The organism is Streptomyces sp. NEAU-sy36 (genome assembly GCF_013423905.1).
In the GTDB taxonomy this organism is placed as follows: Bacteria; Actinomycetota; Actinomycetes; order Streptomycetales; family Streptomycetaceae; genus Streptomyces; species Streptomyces misionensis.
Map to the genome: position 1 here is coordinate 3324322 of NZ_CP058977.1, position 14082 is coordinate 3338403.

12 protein-coding genes and 1 pseudogene are annotated in these 14082 nt (G+C 74.0%); 3 read left to right on the top strand and 10 right to left on the bottom strand.

All coding sequences use genetic code 11. The features are described 5' to 3' along the window. The first annotated feature begins 52 nt into the window (after nucleotides 1-52). Nucleotides 53-559, top strand: a complete 507-nt coding sequence (locus tag HZZ00_RS15330; RefSeq protein ID WP_180332702.1) for a DUF6584 family protein — start codon at nucleotides 53-55, stop codon at nucleotides 557-559. Nucleotides 560-612: 53 nt separating this feature from the next. Here the strand turns inward: HZZ00_RS15330 and HZZ00_RS15335 are convergent. From HZZ00_RS15335 to HZZ00_RS15345, 3 genes and pseudogenes are all read right to left on the bottom strand, one after another. Next, nucleotides 613-706, bottom strand: a pseudogene (locus HZZ00_RS15335). Nucleotides 707-779: 73 nt separating this feature from the next. Further along, nucleotides 780-2354 carry an amidohydrolase gene (locus HZZ00_RS15340; RefSeq protein ID WP_180332703.1) on the bottom strand — a complete coding sequence of 525 codons (1575 nt, stop codon included), beginning with the start codon at nucleotides 2352-2354 and terminating at the stop codon, nucleotides 780-782. Between the two features lie 47 nt (nucleotides 2355-2401). Then, nucleotides 2402-3889 carry an APC family permease gene (locus HZZ00_RS15345; RefSeq protein ID WP_180332704.1) on the bottom strand — a complete coding sequence of 496 codons (1488 nt, stop codon included), beginning with the start codon at nucleotides 3887-3889 and terminating at the stop codon, nucleotides 2402-2404. Between the two features lie 224 nt (nucleotides 3890-4113). Between HZZ00_RS15345 and HZZ00_RS15350 the strand changes: the two genes are divergently transcribed. Further along, a complete protein-coding gene (locus HZZ00_RS15350) occupies nucleotides 4114-4728 on the top strand; it encodes a TetR/AcrR family transcriptional regulator (RefSeq protein WP_180332705.1) in 615 nt (204 codons plus the stop codon). A 107-nt stretch (nucleotides 4729-4835) separates the two neighbouring features. Next, on the top strand, nucleotides 4836-5003 hold the full coding sequence (locus HZZ00_RS15355; protein WP_180332706.1) for a hypothetical protein: 168 nt from the start codon (nucleotides 4836-4838) through the stop codon (nucleotides 5001-5003). 10 nt (nucleotides 5004-5013) lie between these two features. On the opposite strand, the gene HZZ00_RS15360 is transcribed toward HZZ00_RS15355, so the two are convergent. From HZZ00_RS15360 to HZZ00_RS15390, 7 genes are all read right to left on the bottom strand, one after another. Beyond that, complete coding sequence (locus tag HZZ00_RS15360) at nucleotides 5014-6549, bottom strand: N,N-dimethylformamidase beta subunit family domain-containing protein (protein WP_257585816.1); 1536 nt, start codon at nucleotides 6547-6549, stop codon at nucleotides 5014-5016. Between the two features lie 51 nt (nucleotides 6550-6600). Continuing rightward, nucleotides 6601-7566, bottom strand: coding sequence for a hypothetical protein (locus HZZ00_RS15365; RefSeq protein ID WP_180332707.1), 966 nt, complete (start codon nucleotides 7564-7566; stop codon nucleotides 6601-6603). A gap of 61 nt (nucleotides 7567-7627) precedes the next feature. Continuing rightward, nucleotides 7628-8629, bottom strand: coding sequence for a phosphotransferase (locus tag HZZ00_RS15370; protein ID WP_180332708.1), 1002 nt, complete (start codon nucleotides 8627-8629; stop codon nucleotides 7628-7630). Between the two features lie 100 nt (nucleotides 8630-8729). Then, nucleotides 8730-10556 carry a phospholipase C gene (locus HZZ00_RS15375; protein ID WP_180332709.1) on the bottom strand — a complete coding sequence of 609 codons (1827 nt, stop codon included), beginning with the start codon at nucleotides 10554-10556 and terminating at the stop codon, nucleotides 8730-8732. A 176-nt stretch (nucleotides 10557-10732) separates the two neighbouring features. Next, a complete protein-coding gene (efeB, locus tag HZZ00_RS15380) occupies nucleotides 10733-11956 on the bottom strand; it encodes an iron uptake transporter deferrochelatase/peroxidase subunit (RefSeq protein ID WP_180332710.1) in 1224 nt (407 codons plus the stop codon). After that, nucleotides 11953-13149: an EfeM/EfeO family lipoprotein gene (locus HZZ00_RS15385; protein ID WP_180332711.1), complete on the bottom strand. Its 1197-nt coding sequence runs from the start codon at nucleotides 13147-13149 to the stop codon at nucleotides 11953-11955. The genes efeB and HZZ00_RS15385 overlap by 4 nt, the downstream gene beginning before the upstream one ends. Before the next feature lie 171 nt (nucleotides 13150-13320). After that, nucleotides 13321-14076, bottom strand: coding sequence for a polysaccharide deacetylase family protein (locus HZZ00_RS15390; RefSeq protein ID WP_074990640.1), 756 nt, complete (start codon nucleotides 14074-14076; stop codon nucleotides 13321-13323). Between the last annotated feature and the right edge of the window lie 6 nt (nucleotides 14077-14082).

Below are 14082 nucleotides of genomic sequence, written 5' to 3' on the forward strand. Positions count from 1 at the left end.
TGCCGCAGAAACCGGTTCGACGGCGGGAACCGCGCTGTTCGATCATGTGTTCATGCCGTTGAGAGACACCCTCGCCCGAGTCGACGCGGATCTGGCCGCCGGCCGGATCCCCGTCGCGCGTCAGCGTCTGCGCGGGCTGGTGTCGTCCTACCCGGACGACCCGGCGCCGCGCCGGCTGCTGGCCGAGGTGTACCGCCTGTACGGCGAGCCCGCGGAGGCGGGCCGCTGGATGTACCTCGAACCGGACCGGGACGCGGCGGAGACGACGGCCTTCGAGGCGAGGTACCGGACGGCTCCGGACCGGATGCGGGCGCTCGCCTGGCGGGGTCCGGAGTCGCTCGCCCGGACGGACTTCGCGAGGGAGCAACTGGCCGCGGTTCGCGTCCGCTGCTCCCAGGAAGCGGGGCGCCCCGTCGGCTGGGACGCGGTGCCGTCCGGCGCGGAACCGGACGGCCGCGGACGCTCCTTCGCCGGTTTCCTGGCGGGGGGCGGGTGTCTGCTGGCCGTCCTCGCGTTCCTGGCCGTCTGGGTGAACGGGCTCGTCGCCCTCTTCGAGTGACGAGACCTTCCAAGGCGCCGGTGCGAAGTGGCCGCCGCGAAGAGGCTGTCGCGCGGAGAGGGCAGGATTCGAACCTGCGCGGGCCCCGAGGGGCCCGACCGTGAGGCGTGCTCGTGGTCCCCGATAAGCCACTCCGGGCACCTCTCCCCGTGACCGGTTCCGGTTGCCCGTGCCGGTCACAGGAAGAACGGTGCCACAAGGCGCTGACGCCGCGCTGACGTCAGACGGCGTCCCGGTGCACCACATGGCCGCCCGTCACCGTCAACACCACGGGCGCGTCGAGGAGTTCGTCCGCGTTCGCGCGCACCGGGTCCACACCGAGGGCGGTGAGGTCGGCGCGGTGGCCGGGGGCGACGCGGCCGGCGACGGCGGACTCGCCCGCCGCGGCGGCAGCGTGGGTGGTGCAGCCCTCCAGGGCCTGGAGCGGCGTCAGGCCGGCGCGGTGCGCGGCGGCGCCCTTGGGGCGCTGGGCGGTCGCGAGCACCGCGCGGGCGTCGTAGTGCGCGATGGGCCAGTCCGAGCCGAGCGCGACCGTGGCGCCCGCCTCCCGCAGGTCCCGCAACCGCCAGGCGCGGGCCGCCCGTTCGCCGCCGAGCCGGCGCGACCACTCGTCGGAGCCGTCGTCGCGGGTGTATCCGGTGTGCGGCGGCTGCATGGACGCCGCCACGCCCAACTCGGCGAAGCGGGGCAGGAGTTCGTCGGGGGCCGTCTCGATGTGCTCGATCCGGTGCGCTCCGCGGCCGCTCGGCCCGAGTGAGGCCACGGTGTCCAGGGCGTGCCGCACGGCGGCGTCCCCGATGGCGTGGGTGGCGGTGCGGACCCCGGCCGCGTGCAGGGTGCGCACGGCCTTCGCGTAGGCGTGCGGGTCCGGCCAGAACGCGTCCGTGCCCCGGCCGTGGCAGTCGGGACGGTCCAGCCAGGCGGTGCCGCCCTCCACGGTGCCGTCCATGAAGAACTTCACCCCGCCGACCAGCCAGTGCCGCCCGCCCCGGCCCTGGAGCGCGATCAGCTCGTTCAGCGCCTCGGCGTCCGCGCCCGGCATGCACCAGGGCGCGAACCGCAGCCGCACCGGCAGGACCGTCTCCCGCGCCACCGCCGTCACCAGTTCCAGGTCCCCGCCGTCCATCACATGGGCGCCGGTGAGTCCGGTGGCGGCCATGGCGGACAGCAACTCCAGCAGCCGCGCCCGGCGTTCGGCGTGGGAGGGGCTGGGCGCGACGGCCGTCACCAGGTCCATCGCGGCGTGCTCGACCAGGTGTCCGGTGGGCCGCCCGGAGGCGTCGCACACCACCTCCGCGCGCTGCTCGAAGGAGCGCGGCCCGGACACCCCGGCGGCGGCCAGCGCGGCGGCATTGGCGAGGGCGGAGTGGCCGTCGTAGAGGCGCAGCAGGGCGGGGGTGTCGCCGAGGACGCCGGCCACCAGGTCGTGGTGGATCGGGCGGCCCTCGAAGGCGTTGTGGTCCAGGCCGTGTCCGAGCACCCAGCCCCCGATGCGCTCGGCCCCGGCGAGAGCCGCGCGCAGTCCGGCCAGGTCGCGCACGCCCGACAGATCCGCGCCGGTCGCCATCTCCAGCCCCCACACCGGGTGGCTGTGGGAGTCGACCAGGCCGGGCACCAGATGCGCCCCGCGCAGGTCGAGGACCTCGGTGCCGGGGCCGCTCCAGTCGCGTATGTCGGCCGCCTCCCCGACCGCGGAGATCACGCCGTCGTGTATGGCGACCGCGGTGGCGGTGGGGCGGGCGGGGTCGAGGGTGCGGACCTGGGCACCGGTGAGGACGAGATCGGCGGCGGGCATGCCGGCAGCTCCTTCGCGGACGGGGGTCGAACGGACATCTGGACGGTCTACGCGGGCCGGGGGGAGGGGTCGGCGGTCTCGGCCGGCTCGGCGGCGAAGGACGCGTAGACCTCCGGGCGCCTGCGGCGCAGCCACCACGCCAGCGGCAGGCCGAGGAGGAAGACGGCCGGCGCCGCGACGACGAGCAGGGTGTTCACCGCTCGCGAGGCGCCGGTGAACAGGTCGATGTGGCCGACCACCAGGACGATCGCGGTGGCGAGCAGCACCGTGGCCAGGGCGGGCGCGACCACCGTGCGCAGCGTGCCCTCGGTGTGCCGCACCCGCCGGAAGTAGCAGGGCACGGCGATCGCGGCCAGCAGCTGGAGCAGCATCAGGCCGATCATGCCGGGGGTGTTCACCCACAGCAGCAGCTGCTGGTACGGGTCGGCGTGCGCGGCCCGGAAGGCGAGGACGACGACCGCGCCGAGGACGGTCTGCGCGATGCCCGCGACGTAGGGGGAGCGGTGGCGCGGGTGGACCCGGCCGAGCCGGCGCGGCAGCACGCCCTCCTCGGCCAGCGCGAGGGCGTAGCGGTTGATGGCGTTGTGGAAGGCGAGCAGGGAGGCGATGACGCTGGTGACGATGAAGACGTGCATCAGGTCCGCGGCCCAGCCGCCCACATAGGTGGTGATCGCGGTGAAGAAGAGCCCGGCCGGGTCCTTCCCGGCGGCGCGTACCACCTGGTCGTCGCCGAACGCCTGGACGGCGATCCACACCACGAACGCGTAGAACAGGCCGAGGAATCCGACGGCCAGATAGGTGGCGCGGGGCACGGTGCGGCCCGGGTCGCGGGCCTCGCGGCGGTAGATGACGGTCGACTCGAAACCGGTGAACGCGGCGAAGGCGAAGGCGAGGACGGCGGCGGTGCCGGGCACGAACACATGGGCGGGGGCGAGGGAGGACAGGGACAGCCCGTGCGCGCCGCCCTTCAGCAGCACCCCGCCGGCCAGCAGGACGAGTATCCCGGTCTCGGCGACGAGCAGTACGCCGAGCAGCTTGGCGCCGAAGTCGATCGAGCGGAACCCGCCGTAGCCGATGAGGAGCAGCCCGGCCAGCGAGACGGGCAGCCAGGGCACGTCGGCGTCGAACAGCGCGTGCAGGGTGTCGCGGCTGGCGGAGGCCAGCAGGCCGTAGACACCGATCTCCATGCCGTTGTAGCCGATCAGCGCGAGCAGCGCGGCCCCGATGCCGACCGGGCGGCCGAGGCCCCGGGTGATGAAGGCGTAGAAGGCGCCGCCGTGGGTGACGTGGCGGCTCATGGTGGTGAAGCCGACCGCGAAGACGGCGAGGGTGAGCCCGGCGAGGAGGTAGCCGACCGGGGCGCCGATGCCGCCCAGCAGGATGGCGAGCGGGGCGACGCCCGCCATGACGGTCAGCGGCGCGGCGGCGGAGACGACGAAGAAGGCGATGTCGGCGGTGCCGAGGGTGCCGGTGCGAAGGCCGGACGCGGCGGCCGGGACCTTCTCCCTCGGTGGTTCGGAGGTGGTGGCGGACATGCGGGGGAGCCCTTCTGGCGGCGGACGGGAGGGGGTCCCGGAGACGGGTGCGGGCGCGCGGGGCGGGCCGAGGAGGTGGGCCCGGTGGCCGCGCGCAGGCGTACGGCCCCACGGGCACGCGGAAGGGATGGCGGGCGCCCGGGGCCGTAAACCTAAAGGCTTTCGGTTTCCGCAATGTAGCCTGCGGTCGGGCAACCGGGAAGACCTCAGGGAGAAGACTGACCATGGGACGGCCGCGCACTCCGCTCCTCGACCGCGAGCGCATCACCACCACCGCGCTCCAACTCATCGACGAGACCGGCGACTTCAGCGTGCCGCGGATAGCCAGACGGCTCGGCGTGCAGACCGGGTCCGTCTATCACCACGTGGACGGCCGCGACGGCATCGTGGAACTGCTGCGCGAACGCGTCGCCTCCGCGATCGAGACGTCGGCCCTGGACCTCACCCCCTGGGACGCGGCCGTCGAGGCATGGGCCCGCTCCTACCGCGCCGCCTTCGCCGCGCACCCCCGGGCGATCCCGCTGCTGATGACCTCCCCGGTGCGCGCGCCCCGGGTCCTGGACCAGTACGAGCGGGCGGTGACCCGGCTGCTGGAGGCCGGGTTCGAACCGGACGGGATCATGGCGCTGATCACCGCGCTGGAGAACCTGGTGCTGGGCTCGGCCCTCGACCTCGCCGCCCCGGAGACCATGTGGGAGCCGGCGGACCACACCTCGACGCCCCATCTCGCCGCCGCCCTCGCCGCCGTGGGCGACCGCCGCGCCGACCGCGCCTTCGAGGTGGGCCTGACCGCCTTCCTGAACCACGCCCGGGCGCTGCGCGCGTCCGGCCGGTCCTGAACCCCCGAATTTCCCTCTACCGGCAGTAACATGATCACCTTTGGACCTGGCTGTATCAGCCAGTCAAGTCGGCGCGCCGATCGGTGCGAAACTGTCCGGAGATGTCCATGTCTGCTGTCAGCGATGCCTTAGAAGACGCACGTACCGAGTACGAACAGCACCTTGGCGGCTGCCGTCAGTGCCGTGCCGATGCCGCGCCGTGCGCGGTGGCCAAGCACCTGTGGCGCCTGTACAACAAGGCCCGCCGGGACCGGTTGCGGGCGGAGAGCGCCTGACCCCGGGCGCTCAACCCCCGTACACCGCACGGGTGTCGGCACGCGGCGGCGGAGCGTGCCGGCCCGCCGGGCCCCGCGCGAACATCCGCAGCACGTTCTCCGTGGTGCGGGTGACGAACGCGCGGGTACGGCCGTCCATCCCGTGGTCCCGGCCGAGTTCGCCGGTGCCGGCCAGCAGGCCCTCCACCCAGCGCATGGTGCCGGTCGCGAACACCCCCGCCCCGCCCGGGGTGGTGTAGTACGCCGAGTCGCTGTGGCTCGGCCTGCCCTCCCACACCAGCGGGGAATGCGCGGTGATCTCCAGCGGGCCGGGCGTGGGGGCGCCGGGCGTGACCCGGTCGTACTCCACGCCCACCAGATGCACGAATCCGTCCCCGGCGCGCACGCCCGTGCCCTCGTACACCCAGTGGTCGGCCGCCCGCACGACGTACGGCGCGTCCACCGGGTAGCCCTCGTAGAGCACGCCGGTCAGCGAGGACTCGGGGTCGGCGCCGGGCGGCAGCCGGTAGTCGGTGGTGACCAGCGCCGGGGCGGAGGGGTAGCAGGGGTCGGCACGGTAGGAGGTCTTGTAGCAGACCACCGTGCGGTCCCCCGCGTCCGGCCCGTCCTCAAGCCGGACCCGGCGGAAACAGGTGTTCGCGCCGAGGAAGGCGAGGTTCGTGCCGGCGTCCCGCGCGGCGGTCACATGGGCCCGCTGTTCGGGCGTCCAGTACTCGTCGTGCCCCAGGCAGACCACGGCGTGGGCGCCCCGCAGCACCCCCGGGTCCCGGTGGACGTCGGTGCCGGTGCTGTAGGCGAGGGGGATGCCGAGGCGCTCGGCGAGCACCACCAGGGCCCGCTCGTAGGTCAGGAACTTCTCCGCGCCCACGCCCTCGTAGGGCCGGTCGAAGCTGACCGCGAGGGAACGGGTGGCGTACGCGCCGTTCGCGCCGGCGTACAGGCTCGCTCCGCCCCAGCGGTTGTACGCCTGCCAGGTGGCCGGGGCGTGCAGCAGGACGGTGCGGCCCGCGCCGTCGGTGGAGCGGACGACGAAGGGGACGTACCGCTGGTGCCCGGTGTCCGCCTCCAGCCGCAGCAGGTACGCGCCCTCGGGCCAGCCGGTCGTGTCCACGGGCAGGCTGACCGGCCAGTCGGCGCGCACGGTCCGGGTGGCGGCGAGCACCCGCGGGGCCGGCCGGGCACGGCCGGGTATCCGCTGCGAGGTCCAGATCCGGCGGGCCTGGCGGCCGTCGTACCAGCCGATGCGGAACGCGGAGACCCGGAAGGACGCCGCCGTGGTCGACACGCGCAGCCCGAAGCTCTCGCCCGGAAGCACACTCACCCGGTCCGGATAGCCGGTCACCGAGTCCGGCGGGCCGGTGGCGCCGAGCCGCCAGTCGGCGCTGCCCGGCGCGTCCCGCTCCGACTCCGGCCGGTGGACGCCGTGCCCCGGGCGCGGCGGCGACGCAGTGCAGGCGGCTGCCGTCCCCAGGCCCGCACCGGCGCACAGGGCGAGGAAACGCCGCCGGCCGAGCCCGGCGTCCCGCGCCGTCGTCTCGCGCGTCACCGCTCCAGGGTCGGGGCGCCCCGCGCCCGGCCGCAACCCGGACGGGCGGGGTCAGGCGCGAAAGCCCAGGTGGACATGGTCGTGATGGGTGGCGTCACTGAAGAACGGGCCGGGCCCGCCACCGGACGGCAGCACCGGCCCGCCGACGTTGTACGACCCCGCGGCCGCCCCGTCCCGCATGAACCGCTCGATCAGTGCGCGCGGGGTCGCCGGGTCCGCGACCGCGTGCCCGTCGATCCGCCACACGTCGAAGGCCCGTCCCCGCGGATGGTCGCTCGGCCGGCTGGTGCCGAACACGTCCAGCGGATGTCCGGAGCGCACCACGCTCACGTCGATCCGGTAGGTGCGGGCCAGGTCCCGCATCGCCTTGGCCACGCTGGTGTGCACCCGGCCGCCGCGCAGATCGGCGTCGGCGGCGGGCGGCAGCGTGATCCGGTCGTCGGACAGTGCCGCGCGGGTCGTCGCGGGCAGGGCGCGGGCGGCCGGCCCCGGGTGCGCGGGACGCAGGGCGTCGACCGTCCAGCCGTGCGTCCCCCGGGAAAGCCGTACGTCGACGGTCGTACCACCCGGGGTGACCGTGCCGCCGCGCCGGAGCCACTGCCGGCACACCACCAGCACGCTGGCGGACCGGGGCAGGATGCCGCCGTACTGCGCGAAGACGACCTGGAGGGCCGCTCGGTCGGCCGGGGGCAGCAGCGGCCCGGCCTGCCCGGCCAGCGCGGCGGGCAGACCGAGCGCCTCGATCCGCGACCGGGCGGCGGCCGGTCCGCCGTGGCCGTCCGGCCAGGCCCCGATCGCCTCCACCAGCCGCACGGCCCGCTCCTTCGCCGCCGGTTCGACCTCGCCCGGGAACGGCCGCCAGGGCGTGGTGCGCGGCAGGGCGGGGGAGGGGGTGGCGCGGGCGGTGCGGACCGTACCGGCGGAGCAGCCCGCCGCGCCGAGCGCGGCACCTGCGAGCGCGCCCAGTACGGCACGGCGGCCCGGCGGGGGAGCGGCGCACACGCGGCTACGGCTCATACCGCCAGTGTCCGCCGCCCGCGCCGCCCCGGCCACTTCGGGCGAAGCGCCGCCAACCCGTCTAGAACGGCGGCTCGTTGAGCAGATCCAGCAGCCACTCGGCGCTCTCTCGGGCACCGGGTGCGGGGCGGTCCGGGTCGGGGAACATACGGCCCCAGGAGGCGGCGCGGCCCAGGGAGCTGAGCCGCCAGGCGAGGCTCGCGGCCCGGCGCAGTCCGGCGGGCGTGGGCCCGGTGCCGGTCCAGGGCTCCAGGTAGGCGTCGCGCAGCCGGGGCAGCACCCCCGGCCCGTAGTGGTCACGGGCCCGTTCGGCGGTGACCCGCAGACTGCAGAACGGGTGGGAGACGGCCGCGTCCCCCCAGTCGAAGAACGTGAACCGGCCGGGCTCCGGTCTGAACAGCTGCCCGTCGTGCAGATCGGCGTGGTCGAGGCTGTCCGCGACGCCGAGGGCGGCCAGCTCGTCGCACCAGTCCACCACGCGAGGTCGTAGGGCGGTCAGCCGGGCGCGGGCGTCCGGTCCGAGGGCCGTGTTCGACGCGAGCAGCCGGTCGAACACCGCGGGCAGGTCCCGGGTGCGGGCCGTGGGCACCCCGAGCCGTTCGAGGTCGCGGGCGTACGGGGTCAGGGTCCGTTGCAGGGTGGCGAACTGGCGCAGCAGGTTCTCCCAGGCGCCGGGGCCGACCGTCTCCCGCGCGAGCACCTGCCTGAACAGCTCGCCGCCGTCCGGCAGCAGCGACCAGCCGCGCGACCCGTCCACCGCCAGCGGTGTGAGCACGTGCTCGGGCACCCAGCGGGCCAGCGCGGCGGTCAGCGGGCCCTCGAAGGCGCTGGGGCGCGGATTCGCCTTGAACCAGACCGGCTCCCGCCCCTCGACGGGCACCCGCACCAGCACCGACCACGGCCGCAGCCGCACCTGGAGCCCGTCGCCCGCCCGCAGCCCGTGGGCGTCCAGCTGCTCGCGGATCCAGCCGAGGGCCGTCGTCCGCCAGGTCTCCCGCTCCCACGGTGTCACCGCGTCCGGGAAACGGCCCCGGTCCACGGTCATGGTGATCTCGTCGTGCATGGCGCCATCCCAGCATCACCGTCGCCGCTTCGACCACCGGTTTTCCCTGGACACGGAGGTGCCCCCGGCCGACGGCCGGGGGCACCTCAAGGGGCTGTCGTCAGGCCTGCTGACGGCGGCGCAGCGTGAAGTACGTGCCCGTGGCACCGGCGGCCAGCAGGGCGCCGACGCCCAGGCCGACCGGCAGGGCCGGGAAGGACGCGTCCGTGGTGGCGGCCGTGTTCTGCATGGCCGGGCCGGGAGTGATCCTGGTGGACACCGGGGCGACGTGCTTGATCGGGCCGACCGACTTCACCGAGCCGTCGGTGTTCAGCAGCACCTGCTTGCCGTTCGGGTGCCGGAAGTCGAACATCCCGCGCAGCGAGCCCGCCTTGGCGTCGAAGGAGGCGTCACCGATGCGGCCGGTGTGCCAGTTGTCCTCGATGAAGCGGGTGATGGACGCCTGGTCGGTCAGCGTGTGGTCGACCTTGTTGACCTTGCTGTAGGGCGAGATGACCAGCAGCGGCTGACGGGTGCCGGGACCGCAGCGGTCCGCGTAGCCGCCGGCCGCCTTCGGGCCCTGCTGGCAGGCGGGGCTGTCGATGGCCTTGCCGTTGGAGCCGATCGAGGTGTCCTGCGAGCCGTTGCGCGGGGCGACGAACGCGTGGTCGTACCAGCCGTCGGAGTCGTCGTAGGCGACCACGATCGCGGTGGACTTCCACTGCGGCGAGCTCTGGATCGCGTTGATCTCGTTGACCAGGAAGTGCTGCTCGTCGATCGGGTCCGAGTAACCGGCGTGGCCGTCCTGGTACTCGCCGGCCTTCAGGAAGCTGACGGACGGCAGCTTGCCCGCCTTGAGCGCGGCGGAGAAGTCGGTCAGGTCGTAGTTGTGGTTGGCCTGGCCGCCGTGGCCGATCTCGGAGACGGACTTCGGCGGCAGGTGGTGCGGGTTGGCCGTCGACTTGTAGTACGAGAACGGGTTGTGGTGCGGGCTGTAGTCCACCACGTTCGCGCCGCCCACGTTGGTGTGCGTGGTGTCGCACTTGGCGTAGGAGCCGGACTGGCCGTTCCACGCGGTCGACGGGCGGAACCCGCCCTGGAACCAGCCCCAGCTGACGTCCTTGGCGTTGAGCAGGTCACCGATGTTCCTGCCCTGCATCGACGCCAGCGCGTTGGAGCTGGTGTGGTCCTTGCCGGAGCAGTCGTCCCAGGCCGGGTCCGGGTCGTTGACGACGGTGCCGACACCGTTCTCGTCCGGCGACTGGACCGCGTACGGGTCCGGCTTGGAGGTCTGCTTGCCGGTGGCCGGGTCGATGGAGACCGCGCCGTGCGTGTTGCCGGAGACCAGGTTGAGCGCGCCGGGCGTGGACGGGCCGTAGTTGGAGCTGTAGGCGCGGTCGCTCAGCGTGTACTGCTGGGCGTAGTTCCACAGCGCGGTGACGGTGTTGCCGTCGTAGTAGTCCATCGCCAGGCCCGGCTCGCCGAACAGGCCGCCGCTGCACTTGTCGACCTCGGTGTTCTGCACGAACTGGTCGGCCTTGCCGCCGTTGTAGGCGTACTGCTCCGGGCCGTAGGAGTGGTTCTGGTCGCAGGTCATCGCCTGGGACGGGGACAGCCGCTTCGGCGCGTACTGGTTCGGGTTGTTCTTCAGCAGCCCGGCGTGCGCGAGGGTGTCGATGTCCTTCGGGGTGTTCTTCGACGCGGTGAACTTCGTGCCGTCCGTGTTGGCGGCCTTCGGGTACGTGGCGAAGTAGTGGTCGAAGGAGATGTTCTCGTCGAACAGCACGACGACGTGCTGGATCGGCGTCGCGGTCGACGAGGGCTTGCCGTGCGCGTGGACGGGCGTCGCGGCCCAGCCGGGCGCGGTGCTGCCCAGTGCGGTGAGCGCCGCGACTCCCGCGAGCGCGCCCAGGCTGCGCATCGCGGCTCGTCTTCCTCTGCTGGCCATGGTGGTCTACCCCTTTGGACAGAACGTTTGTGCGGTGTACGAGCAGGCATGGTGCGCGCCCCGCGGGGCGCTTTGGCGGAGCCATGATGGCGCGCGGGTGAACACCGAGTCAGGGAACCTGGGGCAATTCTTGACGGTGTGTTGACCAAGGGGACCGCCGAGTTGTCCGGACAGGTTCATCCCAACAGGGCGCGCCCGTACCAGTCCTGGGCATCGCGGACCCCGGGCAGCGCGAAGAAGTAGCCGCCGCCGAACGGACTGATGTAGTCGGTCAGCGGCTCACCGGCCAGCCGGTGCTGCACGGTCTCGAACTGCCGGACCACGTCCTGCTGGTAGCAGCAGAACAGCAGGCCCATGTCGAGGTTGCCGTTGGCGTCCATGCCCCGGTCGTAGTTGTAGGCGCGGCGCAGCAGGCGCTGGCGGGCCGTGGCCGGGGTGCGCGGGTTGGCCAGCCGGATGTGCGCGTCCAGGGGGATGACGTCGCCCTTGGGGTCGTCCGCATACCGCGGCGCGTCGTGTTCGCGGTCGCCGTCCAGCGGAGCGCCGGAGGAGCGGGAACGGCCGATCATCCGTTCCTGCTCGGCCAGCGACACCCGGTCCCAGAACTCCACGAGCATCCGGATCAGCCGGACGACCTGGTAACTGCCGCCGACGGCCCACTCCGGCTCGCCCCGGCCGCGGCCCACCCAGATCAACCGGTCCATCTCGCGGGCGCTGTCCGGGTCCGGGTTGGCGGTGCCGTCCTTGAACCCCAGCAGGTTGCGCGGGGTGCCGGCCGGCCGCGGCGGGCTGGAGAAGCCGTCGAGGCGCCAGCGGACCTGCGCGGCGCCCCGGGTGTGCCGGGTGATGTCGCGCAGCGCGTGCAGCGCGGTGTCCGGGTCGTCGGCGTGCAGTTGGAGACTGAGGTCGCCGTGGCACCACGCGGGGTCGAGGTCGTCGTCGGGGAAAGCGGGCATGGCGGTCAGCCGGGCGGGCCTGCGCGCGGAGAGCCCGAACCGGTCGTCGAACAGCGAGGCGCCGACGCCGACCGTCACCGCCAGCTCCCCGCCGGGCAACCGGTCGCCCAGGATGCCCGAGTCGGCGGGCGGCCCGGTGATGCCCTGCGGGGCCGGAGTGCCGCCGGTGGTGAGCAGCCGGGCCCGGTCGGTCAACGTGCGCAGCAGATCGGTGAGTTCGGCGCGGCTCTCGGCGGTCACGTCCAGCGCGGCGAACACGCAGGAGCGGCGTGGGGCCGCGATCGCCGAGGCCTGGTGCGGGCCGTGGAAGGGCGCGACGGCGTTCGTCGCCCCGGGCTCGGCGGCGACGGGGGCCGCGGCGCTGCCGGCGAGGCCCGCGCCCGCGAGGGCGGCGCCGCGCAGGAAGCCGCGCCGGGCGAGGCCATGGGTTCGGTCGGTGCTCACACGGTCCTCCGGGGGTCGCACAGGGTCGCCACCGACGCCAGCCGCTCCACGAGGCCGCCGAGCACGGAGTCGGTCCGCTCCCGCTGGGCGCGGGTCAGTCGGTCCAGCGGGGTCCACTCGCCGTGCTGCCGGAACCCGTCCAGCATGTGCCCGGCGCGCGTCAACTCCTGGTCCAGGCGCGGCAGATCGGCATACCGGCCGATGAGCAGCGGGCGCAGCCGGGACAGCACCTCGCGGGTGCCGTCGAGGTTGGCGCGGGCGGTGGCGAGATTGCTGCCGCTGCCGTAGTCGGTGCGGCCGGTCAGCTCGAACTGCACGGTGTTCTCCAGGATCTCGTGTGCGCGCAGCCCCAGCTGGGCGGGGTCCATCCGGGTCTGCGCCCAGTCGTCCCGCAGCTCGGAGAGGGCCTTGACCAGCGCGGCCGCCGGGGCCCGCAGAGCGTCGGCGGGCTCGTCGTGCCACAGCCCGTACTCGATGCGGTGGAACCCGGTGAAGCCCGGGTCGCGCACGCCCCGCGTCAGACCGGCGTCGGTGCCGTTGATCTTCGCGTCCGCGTCGCCGAAGGCGTCGTACGCGGCCCCGAGCCGTTCGTACTGGAGGTGGGCCGGCAGCCAGGCCGCGCGGGCGGCGCCGAGGTCCCCGCGGTCGATCGCGTCCCGGAGCGCCGTCGACAGCCGTACCGCCTCGGACAGCCCGCCGCCCACCCACTTCTGGTAGTCGAGCGCCGGCGGGATCAGATCGTGCCCGGTGACCGGGGCGGCGCCCGGACCGCGCCGCCCGCCGGTGACGTGGACGGTGGGCCCGGTGACGGCGTCGGCGTCGTCGGGCACGCACATGAACGCGTACGCGCCTTGGCCCACCCGGACGGTCAACTGCCGTGTGGTCCCGGGGCCGATGCCCTCCACCTCGCCGTACACCACCTTGGTGCCCGGGTCCTCCAGATACACCTCGGCGGCGCCGTCGGAGGTGTTGTGCAGGTCGAAGGTCCGCACGCCGGGCTCCGGGCGGGTCCAGCCGCGGCCGCAGCGGCTCTCGGAGACCTCCACGACGATGTGCCCGGAACCGGTGGTCCGGACGGGCTCGGCGTCCGCGTGGAAGAGGGCCGCCACCGCGAGGAGCACGGCGAGGACGAGGAACACGGCCGGTGCCGTCCGGAGACGTTCCGACCGCGTGCCGAGGCGGGGCAACGGCATGCTGAGCCTTTCCGGACGACGTACGCAGCTGTCCGCGCGGCGGATCCGCTCGCCCGCGGGACGGCCTCATCGTAGACACCCGGAGGGAACCGAACACCCGTCCGGGGTGTTCGGTGGCCGAGAATTCTCCCTGGGTTCACCGGCCCGTGGCCTCGGCCGGTGAAGTCCCGTTCAGCGCACCGGGAAACCGAAGGCGTACCCCTGCTGCTTCAGCCACGGCAGCAGGATGCGCAGCGCGGCCACGGTCTGGGAGCGGTCGCCGCCCGCGTCGTGGAAGAGCAGGGTGGGACCGTTGGCCAGCTCGCTCTTGACGGTGCTGACGATGGCGTCGGTGCCCGGCCGTTCGAAGTCCTTGGAGTCGGCGTTCCAGCCCAGCGGCCGCATCCCGTGCGAGGCCGCGAGCGTCCGGCTGTACGGCGTGAACGCCCCGCCCGGCGCCCGGTAGTACATCGGCCGCACGCCCCCGGACGCCTCGGTGATCTGCTTCTCGGCGTCCAGGATCTGCTGCGACTGGTACGACTCGGACTTGTGGTCCATCCCGGTGTCGTGCGAGACCGTGTGGTCGCACAGCCGGTGCCCGGCGGCCACGACCTGCTTGACCATGTCCGGGTGCGCCTGCGCCTGGGGGCCGACCATGCAGAACGTGGCCTTCACACCGTTCTCCCGCAGCACCTGGAGCACCTGCGGGGTCCAGGTCGGGTCGGGGCCGTCGTCGATGGTGATGTTGACGGCGTGCGCGCCCGCGTCGGAGGAGTGGGCGATGACGGGGGACACCGCCACCGTCTTCGGGGCGGTGCGGTGGGCCGGGGCGCTCGGGGTCTGGCCCGCCTGCGCGGTCCACACCGAGGCGGCGGCCGTCACCGCCGTGACCCCGACCGCCGCTCCGATCACCCGGCCGTACCATCCCCGCCCCGCGTGCCGCGCCATGTCCGC

What these genes read in the sequence shown, in the direction of transcription:
- HZZ00_RS15385 (WP_180332711.1), bottom strand. Translation starts at nt 13,149, where the DNA reads ATGCCGTTGCCCCGCCTCGGCACGCGGTCGGAACGTCTCCGGACGGCA.
- HZZ00_RS15345 (WP_180332704.1), bottom strand. Translation starts at nt 3,889, where the DNA reads ATGTCCGCCACCACCTCCGAACCACCGAGGGAGAAGGTCCCGGCCGCC.
- HZZ00_RS15330 (WP_180332702.1), top strand. Translation starts at nt 53, where the DNA reads ATGCCGTTGAGAGACACCCTCGCCCGAGTCGACGCGGATCTGGCCGCC.
- HZZ00_RS15370 (WP_180332708.1), bottom strand. Translation starts at nt 8,629, where the DNA reads ATGCACGACGAGATCACCATGACCGTGGACCGGGGCCGTTTCCCGGAC.
- HZZ00_RS15350 (WP_180332705.1), top strand. Translation starts at nt 4,114, where the DNA reads ATGGGACGGCCGCGCACTCCGCTCCTCGACCGCGAGCGCATCACCACC.
- HZZ00_RS15340 (WP_180332703.1), bottom strand. Translation starts at nt 2,354, where the DNA reads ATGCCCGCCGCCGATCTCGTCCTCACCGGTGCCCAGGTCCGCACCCTC.
- HZZ00_RS15355 (WP_180332706.1), top strand. Translation starts at nt 4,836, where the DNA reads ATGTCTGCTGTCAGCGATGCCTTAGAAGACGCACGTACCGAGTACGAA.
- HZZ00_RS15390 (WP_074990640.1), bottom strand. Translation starts at nt 14,076, where the DNA reads ATGGCGCGGCACGCGGGGCGGGGATGGTACGGCCGGGTGATCGGAGCG.
- HZZ00_RS15365 (WP_180332707.1), bottom strand. Translation starts at nt 7,566, where the DNA reads ATGAGCCGTAGCCGCGTGTGCGCCGCTCCCCCGCCGGGCCGCCGTGCC.
- HZZ00_RS15375 (WP_180332709.1), bottom strand. Translation starts at nt 10,556, where the DNA reads ATGGCCAGCAGAGGAAGACGAGCCGCGATGCGCAGCCTGGGCGCGCTC.